Annotated in this window: 18 protein-coding genes and 1 riboswitch; of the genes, 12 read left to right on the top strand and 6 right to left on the bottom strand. The window is 65.0% G+C overall.

The annotated features are described in order from the left end of the window. The first annotated feature begins 43 nt into the window (after positions 1-43). The 8 genes from AC0CH8_RS02950 to thiC all read left to right on the top strand — a co-directional run bounded on the left by AC0CH8_RS02950 (position 44) and on the right by thiC (position 7987). A complete protein-coding gene (locus AC0CH8_RS02950) occupies positions 44-559 on the top strand; it encodes a GNAT family N-acetyltransferase (RefSeq protein WP_465238600.1) in 516 nt (171 codons plus the stop codon). A gap of 81 nt (positions 560-640) precedes the next feature. Continuing rightward, positions 641-1297 (top strand): GAF domain-containing protein, encoded by a 657-nt coding sequence (locus AC0CH8_RS02945; RefSeq protein ID WP_465238599.1) that lies wholly within the window; start codon positions 641-643, stop codon positions 1295-1297. Positions 1298-1478: 181 nt separating this feature from the next. After that, complete coding sequence (locus tag AC0CH8_RS02940) at positions 1479-2285, top strand: sterol desaturase family protein (RefSeq protein ID WP_465238598.1); 807 nt, start codon at positions 1479-1481, stop codon at positions 2283-2285. Beyond that, positions 2173-2640, top strand: a complete 468-nt coding sequence (locus AC0CH8_RS02935) for a DUF2141 domain-containing protein (RefSeq protein ID WP_465238597.1) — start codon at positions 2173-2175, stop codon at positions 2638-2640. The genes AC0CH8_RS02940 and AC0CH8_RS02935 overlap by 113 nt, the downstream gene beginning before the upstream one ends. 72 nt (positions 2641-2712) lie before the next feature. Then, entirely contained in the window at positions 2713-3573 is an 861-nt protein-coding gene (locus tag AC0CH8_RS02930; protein WP_465238596.1) for a MipA/OmpV family protein, read from the top strand. A 230-nt stretch (positions 3574-3803) separates the two neighbouring features. Beyond that, the gene (locus AC0CH8_RS02925; RefSeq protein ID WP_204199103.1) at positions 3804-4778 is read left to right on the top strand and encodes a ferritin-like domain-containing protein; all 975 of its coding nucleotides are present in this window, start codon (positions 3804-3806) and stop codon (positions 4776-4778) included. A gap of 35 nt (positions 4779-4813) precedes the next feature. Then, a complete protein-coding gene (locus AC0CH8_RS02920) occupies positions 4814-5833 on the top strand; it encodes a ferritin-like domain-containing protein (RefSeq protein ID WP_465238595.1) in 1020 nt (339 codons plus the stop codon). A gap of 104 nt (positions 5834-5937) precedes the next feature. Then, a riboswitch (TPP riboswitch) is annotated at positions 5938-6046 on the top strand. Between the two features lie 36 nt (positions 6047-6082). Beyond that, a complete protein-coding gene (gene thiC, locus AC0CH8_RS02915) occupies positions 6083-7987 on the top strand; it encodes a phosphomethylpyrimidine synthase ThiC (protein WP_465238594.1) in 1905 nt (634 codons plus the stop codon). Here the strand turns inward: thiC and AC0CH8_RS02910 are convergent. Together AC0CH8_RS02910 and AC0CH8_RS02905 are read right to left on the bottom strand one after the other, a co-directional pair. Then, the gene (locus AC0CH8_RS02910) at positions 7977-8714 is read right to left on the bottom strand and encodes a hypothetical protein (protein WP_465238593.1); all 738 of its coding nucleotides are present in this window, start codon (positions 8712-8714) and stop codon (positions 7977-7979) included. The genes thiC and AC0CH8_RS02910 overlap by 11 nt on opposite strands. Before the next feature lie 105 nt (positions 8715-8819). Then, positions 8820-9404 (bottom strand): hypothetical protein, encoded by a 585-nt coding sequence (locus AC0CH8_RS02905; protein ID WP_465238592.1) that lies wholly within the window; start codon positions 9402-9404, stop codon positions 8820-8822. A 597-nt stretch (positions 9405-10001) separates the two neighbouring features. On the opposite strand from AC0CH8_RS02905, the gene AC0CH8_RS02900 reads away from it, so the two are divergent. Continuing rightward, positions 10002-10208, top strand: coding sequence for a GNAT family N-acetyltransferase (locus AC0CH8_RS02900; RefSeq protein WP_465238726.1), 207 nt, complete (start codon positions 10002-10004; stop codon positions 10206-10208). Between the two features lie 7 nt (positions 10209-10215). On the opposite strand, the gene AC0CH8_RS02895 is transcribed toward AC0CH8_RS02900, so the two are convergent. Next, the gene (locus AC0CH8_RS02895) at positions 10216-10497 is read right to left on the bottom strand and encodes a DUF427 domain-containing protein (RefSeq protein WP_465238591.1); all 282 of its coding nucleotides are present in this window, start codon (positions 10495-10497) and stop codon (positions 10216-10218) included. A 135-nt stretch (positions 10498-10632) separates the two neighbouring features. Between AC0CH8_RS02895 and AC0CH8_RS02890 the strand changes: the two genes are divergently transcribed. Beyond that, the gene (locus AC0CH8_RS02890) at positions 10633-11457 is read left to right on the top strand and encodes a hypothetical protein (protein ID WP_465238590.1); all 825 of its coding nucleotides are present in this window, start codon (positions 10633-10635) and stop codon (positions 11455-11457) included. Between the two features lie 38 nt (positions 11458-11495). Here the strand turns inward: AC0CH8_RS02890 and ung are convergent, their stop codons facing one another. The 3 genes from ung to AC0CH8_RS02875 are packed head-to-tail and all read right to left on the bottom strand — an operon-like array spanning position 11496 to position 13920. Beyond that, positions 11496-12191 (bottom strand): uracil-DNA glycosylase, encoded by a 696-nt coding sequence (gene ung / locus AC0CH8_RS02885; RefSeq protein ID WP_465238589.1) that lies wholly within the window; start codon positions 12189-12191, stop codon positions 11496-11498. A gap of 1 nt (position 12192) precedes the next feature. Further along, positions 12193-12483, bottom strand: coding sequence for an alkylphosphonate utilization protein (locus tag AC0CH8_RS02880; protein WP_465238588.1), 291 nt, complete (start codon positions 12481-12483; stop codon positions 12193-12195). Positions 12484-12510: 27 nt separating this feature from the next. Further along, on the bottom strand, positions 12511-13920 hold the full coding sequence (locus AC0CH8_RS02875) for a S41 family peptidase (protein ID WP_465238587.1): 1410 nt from the start codon (positions 13918-13920) through the stop codon (positions 12511-12513). A 139-nt stretch (positions 13921-14059) separates the two neighbouring features. Here AC0CH8_RS02875 and AC0CH8_RS02870 point away from each other — a divergent pair, with 139 nt between their 5' ends. Together AC0CH8_RS02870 and AC0CH8_RS02865 are read left to right on the top strand one after the other, a co-directional pair. Further along, positions 14060-14413, top strand: a complete 354-nt coding sequence (locus AC0CH8_RS02870; RefSeq protein WP_465238586.1) for a hypothetical protein — start codon at positions 14060-14062, stop codon at positions 14411-14413. Next, entirely contained in the window at positions 14410-15702 is a 1293-nt protein-coding gene (locus AC0CH8_RS02865; protein WP_465238585.1) for a glycoside hydrolase family 130 protein, read from the top strand. Before AC0CH8_RS02870 ends, AC0CH8_RS02865 begins: the two co-directional genes overlap by 4 nt. Positions 15703-15704 lie beyond the last annotated feature (2 nt).

Genomic DNA, 15704 nt, shown 5'->3' with positions numbered 1-15704 from the left:
AAAATCTTTCCGTGCCCGCACCATCCTGCATTACCATCCGGCGATGACTCCGCCGATCCTGTCCACCACACGCCTCACCCTGTCCCCGCACGAGCCGGGCGATCTGGAGGAGATGGCGTCGATGCACGCCGATCCCGGCTTCTACGCGCTGCTGTCCGGCAAGCCGACCCCGCGCGAAGAGGTGTGGCACCGCCTGCTCCGTTATATCGGCCACTGGCAGGTCGCGGAATACGGCCACTGGGTGGTGCGGGACAGCGCCACCCGCACCTGGCTGGGAGAGGTCGGCATCATGGATTCGCGCCGCGGCACGGTTCCCGATTTCGAGGGGGTGCCGGAGGTCGGCTGGGGCTTTCGCGGCGATGCGCAGGGCCGGGGATTCGCGCGCGAAGCGTTGGAGGCGGTGTTCGGCTGGGCCGATCCGCGGCTGTCGCGCACGATGTGCATCATCGATCCGGGCAACGCACCATCGCGGCGGCTTGCGGAGCGGCTGGGCTTCGTCGCCTTCGCGGAAGGGCTGTACCGGGACAAGCCGACGCTGATCCTGGAGCGCACGATGTAATCGCTCCGACATTGATCGGGATGATAGTGGCCTGCGCTGCGGTTTGATATCGGGCCGGCCTCTCCTGACACGGAATCTACCATGCTGGATGCTCAGAGCGAGGCCGCGCGACTCGCCACGCTGAAGGAATACGGACTTCTCGATACGCCCGCCGAACGGGCCTTCGATGTGATCGTAAAGGAAGCGGCATCGGCCACGAACGCCCCGATCGCGATGATCTCGCTGGTTGACGAGGACCGGCAATGGTTCAAGGCGGCGATCGGCGTCGAGCACCGCGAGGACCCGATCAATGAATCGATCTGCGCGCACGCGATCCGCAGCGACGAACTGTTCACCGTCGCGGATGCCCGCGCCGACACGCGGTTCCGCGACATCCCGGCGGTCGCGAAGGACGGCGGCATCCGGTTTTACGCCGGTGCTCCGCTCAGGATGCGCAACGGCGCCAGGCTGGGCACCTTGTGCGTCATCGACATCGCACCCCGCGACGACCTCGATCCGGAGGAGCGCGCGGCGCTGGAAATGCTCGCCCGCCGCACCGTCGCCGCATTCGAACTGCGCCGCGACATCGGCGATGCCGCCGGCCTCGACGGCGGCGATGCGCAGGACTGGCTGGAGGAATCCGCCGACCTGCTCGCCCGCGCCGCCGTCGCGCTCGACCGCGCCGGCGCCAGCGCCCCCGCCGCGCATCTGGAACACGTCATCGCGATGGTCGACGCGTTGCGCGAGCCCAAGGGCTGAGCCCCTCGCCAGATGCCTCGCTACCGCCAATATCCGTCCTTGTGAGGAGCGCAGCGACGCGCCAATCCGCAGCCGCGCGTCCGGGCCCGGATTGCTTCGCGTCGCTCGCGATGACGGCGGTCGGGGAGGGCGCAGGCCACCCGGGGTGTGATGTTAACCACGCATCGTGTAGAGCGACCCGGTGATCCTCGCCCTCATCCTGTCGGCTATTGCGATGACGCTGATCGTCGGTGTCCGCTACCTGATCGTGTCCGGCGCCTTCGCCTGGGCGACGGGGCGGCGGCATCCGGGCCTCTATCGCGGCCTCGATCCGCAGATGAAGCGGGAGATCGCTTGGAGCCTCGCGTCCGCCGCGATCTACGGCATCCCGGCGGGTATCGTCGCCTGGGGCTGGCACAATCGCGGCTGGACGCTGCTCTACGACCGGGTCGCCGACTATCCGCACTGGTGGCTGCCGGTGTCGGTGTTTCTCGTGCTGTTCGCGCACGATACATGGTTCTACTGGACGCACCGCTGGATGCATCGGCCGAAGCCGTTCCGGTTGGCGCACGCCGTCCACCACGCCAGCAAACCACCGACCGCCTGGGCGGCAATGGCGTTTCACCCGATCGAGGCGCTGAGCGGGGCTGTTGTAATTCCGCTACTGGTGTTCGTCATTCCGCTCCACACCGGTGCCTTGTGCTTCGTCCTTGCCGTCATGACGGTTATGGGGGTGACGAACCATATGGGGTGGGAGGTTTTCCCGCGGTTCATGTGGCGGGGGCCATTGGGGAACTGGCTCATCACGGCGAGCCATCACCAGCGGCATCATGAACAATACGGGTGCAATTATGGCCTCTATTTCCGCTTTTGGGATCGCATCTGCGGCACCGACCGTGGGCTCGGCGATTTCGTGCGGGACCACGCCCGCGCGGCGCGCCGGCACGGCGGCGCTGGCGATCGTCGCGCTGTCGGCCCTCACCGGCGCGACGAACCCGGCGCGGCTTGACGTTGCGGTCGACCACCTGCGCTCCGGCAAGGGCATGGTCCGCATCTGCCTGACCGCCGATCCGACCAATTTTCCCGGCTGCATCGACGATGCCGACGCCGTCACCCGCTCGGTGCCCGCGGGAGTGCATAGCGTTCGCTTCGACGGCCTGCCCAGGGGTGGCTATGCCGTCGCCGTGATCCATGACGAGAACGGCAACGCCAAGCTGGACACCTTCGCCGGCATCCCGCGCGAAGGGTTCGGCTTCTCGCGCAATCCCGCCGTCCGCTTCGGCCCGCCGCGGTTCGAGGCTGCCCGCTTCACGTTGGATGGTGGTGCACAAACGCAACAGGTACGGATGCGTTACATCTTCTGATCGGTCGGCCCGGACCCGATCCGGTTATCGGGACGTTGCGCCGGGATCATCGTATCACCGGAGTTACAGTCCTTGCGCGCCATCCTGCCCGCCGCCGCCTTGCTGCTGCTGTCCACCGCCCCGGCACTGGCGCAATCCGCAGCGGACACGCCTCCCGCGGGAAGCGCTGACGGCTTCGATGCCGATACCGTCACCGTCGGTGTCGCCGCGGCGTATCTCAGCGATTACGAGGGCTCGAACGACTATCGCGTCGTCCCGGCCCCCGCCGCGATCGGCTCGATCAGCGGCTATGCCTTCCAGGTGCTTGGCAACCGCGTGTCGGTCGACCTGATCCGCAATCAGGCGGGACCGACCTGGGATCTTCAGGCCGGCCCGATCGCCGTCCTGAACTTCAACCGGTCGAACACCAAGAGCATCGACGATCGCCGGGTGAAGGCGCTGGGAGAGGTCAACACGGCGTACGAGGTCGGCGGCTTCGTCGGCGTCGGCAAGACCGGCGTCCTCACCAGCCCCTATGACCGCCTCGCCGTGTCGGTCAGCTATCGCTACGATGTCGGCAACGCCCATGAGAGCGGCATCTGGCAACCGACCGTCAGCTATTTCACGCCGCTCAGCCAGAAGGCCGCGGTCGGCATCTTCGCCTCCGGCGAACGCGCCGCGGGTAAGTACGCTCGCACCTACTTCAGCGTCTCGCCGCAGCAGAGCCTCGCCAGCGGCCTGCCCGTCTACAACGCGCGCGGCGGGTGGAAGAACTGGTCGCTCGGCGTCGCGGGTACCTATGTGCTCAGCGGCGATCTGCTGCACGGCTGGAAAGCCGTCGGTGGCGTCAATTACCGCCGCCTGCTCAACGATTATGCCGACAGCCCGCTGACCAGCATCGCTGGATCGCGCACCCAGTGGCTGGGCGCAGTGGGCGTCGCCTACACCTTCTGATCCGCCGTCGTGACGCGCAACGAAGTTGCACGGGATCAACGATTTCGTGCAACCTATGCGACCTTAACGAAAATTATTTGACGTCATGGTGCGCCGCGGTGCGTCCGGAAGTCTTCGATCGACGTTCCTGTACCCGATCGCGGGTCATGGGAGCATTCCTCCCCTCTCTCGCGTGACGGAGAGGACCTGAAGGCTGGTCGCCCCCGACCGGCCGTACGAGGGGATGATCGATGACCGATAGCGAACACCTGATCGCGACGATGGACAATCGTGTCCGCCGCCGCGACGATCGGCGAGAATTTTTCAAGGCAGCGTTCGGCGTGGGTGCCTTCGCGGTTGGTGGCGCGGCAGCGCTCAGCTTCTCGACCAAGGCGTCGGCGCAGGCGATCACGGATGCCGATATCCTGAACTTCGCGCTGAACCTCGAATATCTCGAAGCGCAATTCTATGCGATCGCCGCGACGGGCTCGTATCTGTCCACAACCCTGACCGGGGGCGGCAACGGGACGACCGCGGCCGGTACCGTGGTCGGCGGCCGTCCGGTCACGTTCCGTGACCCGGTCGTCGCGCAATATGCGCGCGAGATCGCGGCGGACGAGATCGCGCACGTCACCTTCCTGCGCAGTGCGGGCGCGCTCGGCACAGCGGCGGTGGCGATGCCCAACATCGACATTCGCGGCGGTGCCGGCGGACCGTTCGGTGCGGCGGCGGCGGCAGCGGGCCTGTCGCCCAGCTTCGATCCCTATGCGGACGACGCCAGCTTCCTGCTCGGTGCGTACATCTTCGAGGATGTCGGCGTGACCGCGTACAAGGGCGCTTCGCCGCTGGTCCAGAACAGGACCTTCCTGCAGGCCGCGGCCGGCATTCTGGCGGTGGAGGCGTACCACGCCGCGATCGTCCGCACGACGCTTTACGGTTTGGGTGTCGAAACCCCCAGCCTGCGCTCGGCGGCGGACGCGATCTCCAATGCGCGTGACAGCCTTGATGGCCCGAACGATCTGGATCAGGGCATCTCGCCCGTCACCCTCAGCGGTGCGCTGGTGTCGAACATCGTTCCGGCCGATCCCGTTTCCGCGATCGCCTTCAGCCGCTCTCCGCAGCAGGTGCTGAACATCGTCTATCTGAACAACGCGGCGGCGACGATGGGCGGGTTCTTCCCGAACGGCGTCAACGGCAACATCCGGGGCGGCATCGCTTCGCTCTGATCTGTCGAGAACCTGCTTTTAAGGGAAATGCTTCCATGCAAGACGAACATTTCGTTCTCGACTTGGTCGAGAGAGCCAAGACCCGGCGCGATGCGCGCCGCGGATTCCTCCGCGCCGCCGGTGGTGCTGCCGCGGTGGTCGGCGGTCTGTCGATGCTCGCCGCCTGTAACGACGACGACACGCCCCTGCCGACGCCGACCCCCACGCCGAGCCCGACACCCACTGCGGTGACCGAAGCCGACGTGTTGAACTTCGCGCTGAACCTCGAATATCTCGAAGCGCAGTTCTACAGCTTTGCGGCATTCGGCGTCGGTCTGGCCGCGAACCTGACCACCGGTACCGGTGTGCAGGGTGCGGTCACCGGTGGCCGGCAGGTCACGTTCCAGGACCCGATCGTCGGCCAATATGCGCGCGAGATCGCCTATGACGAGATCGCCCACGTCACCTTCCTGCGCAATGCATTGCAAGGTGCGGCGGTGTCCCAGCCGGCGATCAACATCTCCGGCGATGCGAATGGCGCCTTCACCGCGGCGGCGCGTGCGGCCCAGGTGGTCGGTGCGACCGCGACGTTCGATCCGTATGCCAGCGACAACAACTTCCTGCTGGCCGCGTATCTGTTCGAGGATGTGGGCGTCACGGCCTATATGGGCGGCGTCCAGCTGCTGACGACACCGGCTACGATCGAGGCGGCGGCGGGCATTCACGCCGTCGAAGCCTATCACGCCGGCCTCGTCCGCACTTTGCTGTACCGCAAGGGGGTGACCGACACGTCGATCATCACCGCCACCACGCGGATCAGCGACGCGCGCGACACGCTGGATGGAACGGCATCGACGGGTCTGCTCGGTCAGGGTGCCGACCGCGATCAGGGTATCGCATCCGAGACGGTGAACGGGCAGGTCCGCTCGAACATCGTCCCGACCGACGCGAACGGCCTCGCCTTCGTCCGCTCGCCGGCGCAGGTGCTCAACATCGTGTACCTGACCCCGAATGCGTCCACGACCAGCGGCGGCTTCTTCCCCGCCGGTGTGAACGGCACAGTTCGTTCGACCTGATTCCCCCTCCTGACGGTCGAACGGGGGCCGCGCCGGCAACGGCGCGGCCCTTTTCGTTTGGCCGCCTTTTTATTTGGACGCGGCCTGCGACGCGCCTATGCTCCCGTCATCCCCGGGGGAGCGCCAGTCCGCGCTTGAGAGGAAGGCAGGAGCCTTCGACCCGCTGAACCTGATCCGGTTGACACCGGCGGAGGGAGGGAGCGGTGTTCGCCAGAGGACCGCCCGCTCTCCGTTTTTTGGAGAGACGACATGGCCGACATCCCAGCCCGCACCGAAATCGGCGTCACCACCGGACCGATCCGGGGATCGAAGAAGGTGCATGTCGGCCCCCTTCGCGTCGCGATGCGCGAGATCCACCTCGATCCCTCCGCGAATGAGGCACCCCTGCGGGTCTACGACCCCTCCGGCCCCTACACCGATCCCCACGCCAGCATCGACATCATGGCCGGCCTGCCGCAGCTCCGCCGCCAGTGGATCGAGGCGCGCGGCGACGTTGAAAGCTACGACGCTCGCGAAATCCGGCCCGAGGACAACGGCCAGCTCGGCCCCGACCGCTCCGGCGGCGTTCCGCAATTCCCGCGCCACGTAAAGCGCCCGCTGCGTGCCAAGCCCGGCATGAACCTCAGCCAGATGCACTATGCCCGCCGCGGCATCATCACGCCCGAGATGGAGTACGTCGCCACCCGCGAGAACCTCGGCCGCGAGATGCTGAAGGATTACAAGCGCGACGGCGAAAGCTTCGGCGCGTCGATCCCCGACTACGTCACTCCCGAATTCGTCCGTGACGAAGTGGCGAGGGGCCGCGCGATCATCCCCAACAACGTCAACCATCCCGAATCCGAACCGATGGCGATCGGCCGCAACTTCCTGGTCAAGATCAACGCCAACATCGGCAACAGCGCGGTCGCCAGCAACGTCGCCGCCGAAGTCGACAAGCTCGTCTGGTCGATCCGCTGGGGCGCCGACACGGTCATGGACCTCTCCACCGGCCGCAACATCCACGACACGCGCGAATGGATCATCCGCAATTCGCCCGTGCCGATCGGCACCGTCCCCATCTATCAGACGCTGGAAAAGGTCGGCGGCATCGCCGAGGATCTGACGTGGGAGGTGTTCCGCGACACCCTGATCGAACAGGCCGAACAGGGCGTCGATTACTTCACCATCCACGCCGGCGTCCGCCTGCCGTACATCCCGATGACCGCGAAGCGCGTCACCGGTATCGTCAGCCGCGGCGGCAGCATCATGGCGAAATGGTGCCTCGCGCATCACAAGGAATCGTTCCTCTACGAACGCTTCGACGAGATCACCGAGATCATGAAGGCGTATGACATCGCCTATTCGCTCGGCGACGGCCTCCGCCCCGGTTCGATCGCCGACGCCAACGACGAAGCGCAGTTCAGCGAGCTCTACACGCTTGGCGAACTCACCCACCGCGCCTGGGCGCAGGACGTGCAGGTCATGATCGAAGGCCCCGGCCACGTGCCGATGCACAAGATCAAGCAGAACATGGAAAAGCAGCTCGAGGTCTGCGGCGAAGCGCCCTTCTATACGCTCGGGCCGCTCACCACCGACATCGCGCCGGGCTATGACCACATCACCAGCGGCATCGGCGCCGCGATGATCGGTTGGTACGGCACCGCGATGCTCTGCTACGTCACGCCCAAGGAGCACCTCGGCCTGCCCGACCGCGACGACGTCAAGGTCGGCGTGGTCACCTACAAGCTCGCCGCCCACGCCGCCGACCTCGCCAAGGGGCATCCCGCGGCCCAGATGCGCGACGACGCGCTATCGCGCGCGCGGTTCGACTTCCGCTGGCGCGACCAGTTCAACCTGTCGCTCGATCCCGATACGGCAGAGGACTATCACGACCAGACCCTGCCCGCGGAAGGCGCCAAGACCGCCCACTTCTGCTCGATGTGCGGCCCCAAATTCTGCTCGATGAAGATCACCGCCGAAGTCCGCGAATTCGCCGCCAAGCAGAACGCCCCCGCCGACACCTTCCTCGCGGCCGACGCAGCCGACGCCGACCGCGCCCTCTTCGCCAACGGCAAGGGCTCGGTCGCGGATGCCGAAGCCGGAATGGCGGAAATGAGCGAACGCTTTAAGGCGAAGGGGAGCGAGGTTTACCTGCCGGCATCTTTTAGCGAGTGACCGGCCTACCATCCCTACTCGCAGAGGCTTTCTTACGCGCATCGATAATAACTATGTCTGATGCGCGTAGCCCTTGCTCTATGGTTTTACCTCTGAGTTTTTCGATACGTCGAATCTTCTGAGAATCACCGCCATAGTCTATTACAACAAAGATACCGAAATCGGTTTGTGATGCCTTTTTATAGCGTTCAAGTTGACGACTGAAACCATGCTCGACGGAGCCGGATGACTTCTTTAACTCAACCACAACTTTGGCGTTGTAGCCGTCAGAAAATTTAAAGTCGACTGGGCCTCCTCCCATGTTAGGTTCGCCACTAATGTCGACATTGTTTGCGCGGCAGTAGGCGTCAGCGATTGCAAAAAACAGCAACTGCGCAGCACGCTCCCGCTTAGGCTGTCCCCCTGCCCACAGTTCTTCCCACAAATTCCCATTTTCCACATGATGCTTGAATATGTTCAGAGCATCCATAATTACCCGAACAATTTCCTGTGGTCCTTTTCGAGTGTCATACACCTTATCAGTTGCCATTGGGGGGCTATCAATCAGCGTCTTGCGAAAAGCGTGATACCCCATGACATCATTATTTTCATCGTAGGACGTGGCTGCCGATTTTACAACGCGAAGGAACTCATTGAAGGTATCGCCAGATTGAGTAACAGCCTGTTTAATCGCCTCTTTTTGTTCTTTGATGGTAGGCTCGATTATACCCGCCAGCATCTTGCTCACTTTGTGTCTCAAAGCTTCATTATGCGTCGTCGCCTCCCACACGTCCTTCCAACTATCTGTCACGGGTAGATCGCGAAGAACATCTCTCGGAATTAAGACAAATGGTTAAGATTGGCCGTGTCGTTCTACAACGGGCAGCGTAATTTCTGACAGATCATTGTCATGCAGATCAACTCCATGCGTCTTGCAAAAGTTATGCGTGATTTGCGAAAGAGTCTGGGTCATTGCCCGAGTAGTAAAATCGCTGATCGTATCTGATCCTACCCCTGGCTCCAAGAACCCCATAAGCGAGAGCATTTCCGGATCTTTCGACCCTAACTTAACAATCTTTCTTGTTGTCCTGAGTAGTTGTGTCCTAATATCTCGCGGTCGGGAGGTGCCTGCTCGCGCGCTCTTACTATATCCTAGCCCATTCTCTGCAGGCTCGCGAAGGCTAAGCTGGCGCTCGGCGGCAAGCCAGGCGGGATCACCCTCCTCATCGGCAATGGCGAGAAGCCTTACTAGCGATTGAAAATGTTGCTTAAATTGCTTGTAGCCGTCAGTCGCAAGCGTCGTGTTATGGGATTTGTCAATTAGCAGTGGATCGATAAAAAGGGGTGTGTCGGTATTTACATATGGGTCGAGAAGGCCGGCTTCATCAAACGCATCTGGATCAACGTCAAAGTACGTTGAAAAAGGAATGGGACGCATTGTGGTCGCCTACCAATGGTGTATCTCAATCAGGCTAGCTGCGAACCATGAAAAATAAAGCCTTATCTTGGAGACGGGACGAGTCGAAATCTCGCACCTGCCTATCGAAGTTGGCATTTTCAGCCATAACCTGTGAATTATTCATTAGTGTTGTGAATCTTGGTTCACAAGAATATCGCCCTTAGGTTTGTTAAATGGCAATTCAACAGCTATTTAGGTGGATTCTGTGTAGAAATCACTATTATATTAGAAATAGAAGGGAAGGATAGGGTGAGGCCTATTTGATGCTCGAACAGAAAATATGATATTGCCATTATAAATGGCAACAGGTTGTATAACGTTGCTGCGCCGACATCTTTGCTCGCCAATGTGACAACGGTCAACACGGCTCGGCTCAGAAATACGTTTGTCCTAGAGGGCACGACAATCGCGTGCCCGACTGCGTCGCCGGAGCGATCGTTGACAAGGGCGGAGTCATCCTGTTCACCGACACGCTCGAAGCCGGGATTATCAGCGCCCGCGCCTTGAAGCCGACCGCACCCAGCGCATACGAGCTCGCCAGATGTCGCCACCGCGCGCGGCACCGGTGCCGGCGGCATCCTGCTCGCCGCACTGATCGAACGCGCGCGCGACCTGCCCGGCATCGACACGCTCTACCTGCTCACCAGCCGCAAATGCGCCGCCGCAATCCACCTCTACGAACGCGCCGGCTTCGTCCACGACGCCGACATCATGGCGCGCTTCGGCCACGCCTATGCCCGCTGCGACGTCGCGATGCGCTTCCCGCTGGACCGGCCCCGCTGACCCGGACCTACCGCACCACCACACCCTTCCAGAACGCCACCCGCCCCGCGATCGAACGCGCCGCGTCCTTGGGCTCGGGGTAGTACCATGCCGCGTCCTTGTTCTCCGCGCCGCCGGCGACCAGCGTGTAGTAATGCGCGGTGCCCTTCCACGGGCAGACGCTCGTCGTCGCACTGTCCTTCAGCATGGCGGGATCGACGGCGGACAGCGGGAAATAGCTGTTGCCTTCCACCACCACGATGTCGTCGCTCGCCGCGATGCGCGTGTCGTTCCACCAGGCTTCGGTCATCGTCCGTCTCCTTCGTGCACCCGCGCACCGCGGGCGACTGTTGGATGCCATCCTGCCACAGCACGCCCGGAATCCGTCCAACAATCGACGCCGGCCGCCTGTCAACGTTGGAGGACCCGTGACCTTCTGGCGCGCATGGACGATCCCAAAACCCGCAAAGCCCCGCCCGCCGCTGCCGCGCCGCGCGATCCCGCCATCCTCGACACGCCGGAGGCGGTGGGCGACGACCGGTCGCGCACCGTCGCCACGGTGCCCGAACCGCCGGTGCTGGATGCCAACGGCTTCGACCCCCATGATTTCGAATGGCGGCCCGTCCTGCGCCGGCCGCGCTCGGATGGGTGGACGCCGGAATTGCAGCGTCGCTTCGTCGAGGCACTGGCCGATACCGGCATCGTCGCCGACGCCTGCCGCTCGCTCGATATCTCGGTGCAGAGTGCCTATCGCCTGCGCCGCTCGGCGGGGGCGGAGAGCTTCGCGCGCGCCTGGGATGCCGCCGTCGCGGCGGCGGCGACCCGCCTGATCGACGTCGCGATGACGCGCGCGATCGACGGCGTCGACATCCCGGTGTTCGACCGCGACGGCTGCCGCATCGGATCGAAGCGCCATTACAGCGATCGACTGATGATGTTCCTGCTGCGCGCCTATCGCCCCGATCGCTTCCGCCATGCCGAACAGGATACCCGCCCCGCTGCCGAGCCCATGCCGGCGACCCCGCCGCTGGAGATAGCGACCGCGACGCTCGGCCCCGTCACGCCGGCCGAGCCGCATCTGCTGATGCCGCCACAGGAGCTGGCGGACGAGATCGCGTGCCTGCTCGACGAGCGCGATCCGGCGCCCGTGCCGCTCGACCGCTTCGTCCATCCGCGCAATGCGCCCGATCATCCCAAGGCGATCGACCGCGCCCTGCGTCGCCACCGCCGCGAGATGGAGCGCAATGGGGATGGAAGCGACGACGAGTGAAACGTCGCATTGGACTAACCTTAGCCTAACCTTCCGCGCTAAACCTCTGGAGGCAAAGCCCAGTCGATCGGCCGTCTGCCGTGCTCCACCAGAAAGGCATTCGCCTGCGAGAAGGGCCGGCTGCCGAACCAGCCCTTGTACGCCGACAGCGGCGACGGGTGCGGCGCGCTCAGCACCAGATGCGCGCCGCCCCGATCGACCGTGCGGACGAACGCCGCCTTCTTTTGCGCATGTGCGCCCCACAGCAGGAACACGACCGGTTCCGGCTTCGCGGCGACGGCGCGGATGACGGCATCGGTGAAGCGCTCCCACCCGCGCTCGCGGTGCGATCCGGCGCGCCCGGCCTCGACGCTCATGACGGTGTTGAGCAGCAGCACGCCCTGCCGCGCCCACGACTCCAGGAACCCGTGCCCCGCCGGCGCGATGCCCAGATCGGCGTGCAGTTCCTTGTAGATGTTCACAAGGCTCGGCGGCGGCCTGACCCCCGGCCGCACGGAAAAGCTCAGCCCGTGCGCCTGTCCCGGCCCGTGATACGGGTCCTGCCCCAGGATCACGACGCGCACGTCCGGCAGCGGCGTCAACTCCAGCGCCCGGAACCGGTCATCCGCGGCCGGGAACACCTGCTTGCCCGCCGCGGCCTCGTCGTCGAGGTACGCCTGCAGCGCCGCCATGCTCGGACAGGCCAGCGCGTCGGCCAGCGCCGCGTCCCAGCTCGGGTCGATCCGCGGCCTCACGTCACCGCTTCCGCACGAACTCGGCGCGCAGGACGAGGCCCTTGATCCCGTCGAATTTGCAGTCGATCTCCTGCTCGTCACCGGTCAGGCGGATGCTCTTGATCAGCGTCCCGCGCTTCAGCGTCTGCCCCGCGCCCTTGACCTTCAGGTCCTTGATCAGCGTCACCTGATCGCCGTCCGCCAGCAGGTTGCCGACCGCGTCACGCACCTCCACGGCGGTTGCCGGGGCAGGGGCGTCGCCGCCCGCCACCCATTCGCCGCTGGCCTCGTCATAGACATACTCGTCGCTCATGCTTGGGCGATAGGCCGCGCCGCCCGATCAGAACAGCCCCGGCACCTCGCGCTGCGCCGAATTGGGCCGCGCCGCATCGACCAGCGTCCGCGCTCCCCCGCCAACACGTTGTGCGGTCGCGGCGGTATCGATCGGCGTGCAGGCGCGCCCCGCCAGAAAATCGAGCGCCGTCCTGATCGAGTCCTCCGCCACGCTGCCCAGCGGTTGCGTCAGGTCGTCGGTCGCGCGGCAGCTGGCCTCCACCGTCCCCGCCAGACCGTCATAATAGCCGCCCTGGCGTGCGGCATTCTGCGTCGCCAGCGCAATGACGCGCAGCCGGTCGTCGCACGCGCTGCGGTCCAGCCCGATCTGCCCGACCGGCTTGCCGAACGTGTTGGTCCCGATCAGCCCGACGCGAGCGTGCAGGTAGGGGATGAACGCGTTGATGACCAACTCGCTCGCCGACGCGCTTGCCGTGGTGCCGATGAAGGCGATGCGCGTCGGCGCGACCGACTGCGCCTGCGGCTGGAAGAAGCGCGTGCGGTTGCTCGCCGCCTTTTCCGGACGATAAATGGTGTAGGAGAATACGTCGCTCGGGCGGCGATCCGCCCCCATCAGGTCGCCCATCAGCTCCGCGATCGAGATCAGCCCACCGCCATTGTAGCGCAGGTCGATCACGAACTCGGTGATGCCCTGCGCCCGGAACCCGTCGAACGCGGCGCGAAGGCTGCCGTCCGCGGTGTCGATGAAGGTGCGCAGGTTGATGTATCCGACCCGCTTGTCGCCATCCGCCAGCACCCGTGCGCCGTAACGGGACGACACGGGCACCAACGCATAGTCCGCCTTCGCCACGGTGACGTCGCGCGTTCCCGAGCCGTCGACGATGCGGAAGGTCCGCGTCGTCCCCGCCGTCGCCGGCCCCAGCGCCGCGTCCAGCCCGTTCGCGGCGACGATCTCCGCCACCGGACGCACATCGCTCGCGGTCGTGCCGATCCCGACGATCTCCGTACCGCGGTCGATCCCGGCGGTCAGTGCCGGTGCGCCCTCGAACGCCTCCGTGATCTGCAACTTCGTGCGATCGGCGGAGGTGGCGATGCGGATGCCGAAGCCGGCGGTGTTGCCCAACTGGTAATAGCTGTCCTCCTCGCGGATGGAGGTCACGTAGGTGAAGAAACGATCCTTGCGCTGCGCCCGTGCCCCCGCGGTCAGCGCGTCGACATAGGCCTGCACCGTCGGATACGGGGCGGGATCGAGCGAGGCCGGCAGCGTCTCCGGGAACAGATACCATTCGCGCAACTGCGCCGCCGCCCAGTCCTGCCGCGCCCGCAACGTGCAGCCCGCGGCTGCCGTGGTCACGCCGCCGGTATCGCCGACCGTCGATGATGAACCGCCGGAGTCGCTGCCACAGGCGGTCAGAACCGCCGCGAGGTTCAATATTGCCAGCCGCCAGCGCGCCATTCCGCATCCCTTCGCTCATGGCTTATCAGGCACGCCGCCGCACGCCAGTGATTCCCGCGTCATTACGATACCGTCACCATGCAACCGGCGTGGCGACCAGCGGTTATCAGGGCATGGACCCGCCACGAAAGGGATCGTCATGAACCGCCTAATGCCTGCACTCCTGATCGCTCCGCTTCTGCTCGCCGCATGCGGGCAAGGCGCATCCAGCGACCAGCCGACGACCAACGTCACCGTTCCCAAGGGTAATTATGCGCAGGCGATACGCACGATGCCGCAGGGGCAGCGCGTGGGCGTTATGTTCCGCGCGATCCGCGATGCCGGTCGCGAATGCCAGCAGGTGACCGACGTGCAGGAAGCCAAGGATATCGAGGGCGCACCCACGTGGGTCGCGGTGTGCGACGGCAATGCGCGCTGGCTGGTCGCGATCGACGCGGGCGGCATCGCCACCGTCACCAACGCCACCGAACTGAAGGATGCGAACGCAAAGTGAGCGAGTCCCTCGTCACCGTCCTGCCCGTCGTCCTGCGCCCCGATCCGGGCCGCACGGTGATCCGCCCGTTCCTGCCGTCCGATCCGCCGGGGTTCGAGACGCCCGGCCATCCGCGCGCCGAGCGGATCGCCCGCCGCGTGCTGGAGCTGGACGAGGCGGAACTGCGCGAGGAACTCGACCGCGTGCGACTGTCGCTGGACGAGCGGCACCGCGATGTGCCGGCGCTGCTGCTCCGTCGCTTCGCCGAGATGGCGGAGCAGCTACCTGATGCGGCGCACGCGACGGAGGCGCACCGGATGCTGATCGGCGCGTATTTCAGCGCCGAATATTCCTTCGAATCCGCCGCTTTGTTCAACCCCAGCATCGTCGAACACCCCGACTTGTCCGGCACCGAAGATGGCGCAACCCGCTTCATCCTGTCGCTGCGCGGGATCGGAGAGGGGCATCTGTCGTCCGTCACCTTCCGCACCGGCACTTGGGCCGCGGACGGCAGCGTCGCCGTCGACCCGCCAAGCCCGACCTCGGTCGCACCGATCGTCGCGCCGTCCGGCACCGACGATGTCTTCGAACTCGACTGTGGCGGCAGCCGGGAACCGTCGGAAACCGTGCTGTTCCCCGTCGTCCCCAGCCAGAGCCGCGGGATCGAGGACCTGCGTCTCACGCCGCTCACCATGCCGGACGGCCATTCCACCTATGTCGGCACGTTCACCGCGGTGGGCGATCGCGGCGTGCAACAGCAGATGCTCCAGACCGACGACTTCGCGACCTTCCGGATGCGGCCCGTCACCGGCGATCTCGCCGCGGCGAAGGGTATGGCGCTGTTTCCGCGACAGATCGGAGGACGCCATTTCGCGATTGGGCGTCAGGATAACGAAAATCTGTGGCTGTTCGCGTCGGACGACCTGTTCGCATGGACCGGCGGCCAGAAGCTGATCGAACCCCGTTATCCGTGGGAATTCGTTCAGATGGGCAATTGCGGCTCCCCGCTGGAGATCGAGGAGGGATGGCTGTTGCTGACCCACGGCGTCGGTGTCGTCCGCAATTACTGCATGGGCGCCGCGCTGCTCGACAAGGACGATCCCTCGAAGGTGCTCGGCCGCACGCCGCTGCCGATCCTGGAGCCGGGGCCTCAGGACCGCGACGGCTATGTTCCGAACGTCGTGTACAGCTGCGGTGCGCTGGTCCGCGGCCGGACGATGTTGCTCCCGTATGGCATCGCCGACGATTACACCGGCTTCGGCACGGTCAGCATCGACGCACTTCTGGATGCCATGGAGAGCCCCGCCTGACG

The sequence above is a fragment of the Sphingomonas sp. AC435 genome, from assembly GCF_979253005.1.
Note: the sequence above shows the minus strand (reverse complement) of the source record. Positions and strands in the feature narration are given on the sequence as shown.

Coding starts and splice junctions, on each gene's coding strand:
- AC0CH8_RS02950 (WP_465238600.1), top strand. CDS start 44: ATGACTCCGCCGATCCTGTCCACCACACGCCTCACCCTGTCCCCGCAC.
- AC0CH8_RS02945 (WP_465238599.1), top strand. CDS start 641: ATGCTGGATGCTCAGAGCGAGGCCGCGCGACTCGCCACGCTGAAGGAA.
- AC0CH8_RS02925 (WP_204199103.1), top strand. CDS start 3,804: ATGACCGATAGCGAACACCTGATCGCGACGATGGACAATCGTGTCCGC.
- AC0CH8_RS02920 (WP_465238595.1), top strand. CDS start 4,814: ATGCAAGACGAACATTTCGTTCTCGACTTGGTCGAGAGAGCCAAGACC.
- thiC (WP_465238594.1), top strand. CDS start 6,083: ATGGCCGACATCCCAGCCCGCACCGAAATCGGCGTCACCACCGGACCG.
- AC0CH8_RS02905 (WP_465238592.1), bottom strand. CDS start 9,404: ATGCGTCCCATTCCTTTTTCAACGTACTTTGACGTTGATCCAGATGCG.
- AC0CH8_RS02895 (WP_465238591.1), bottom strand. CDS start 10,497: ATGACCGAAGCCTGGTGGAACGACACGCGCATCGCGGCGAGCGACGAC.
- AC0CH8_RS02890 (WP_465238590.1), top strand. CDS start 10,633: ATGGACGATCCCAAAACCCGCAAAGCCCCGCCCGCCGCTGCCGCGCCG.
- AC0CH8_RS02880 (WP_465238588.1), bottom strand. CDS start 12,483: ATGAGCGACGAGTATGTCTATGACGAGGCCAGCGGCGAATGGGTGGCG.
- AC0CH8_RS02875 (WP_465238587.1), bottom strand. CDS start 13,920: ATGGCGCGCTGGCGGCTGGCAATATTGAACCTCGCGGCGGTTCTGACC.
- AC0CH8_RS02870 (WP_465238586.1), top strand. CDS start 14,060: ATGAACCGCCTAATGCCTGCACTCCTGATCGCTCCGCTTCTGCTCGCC.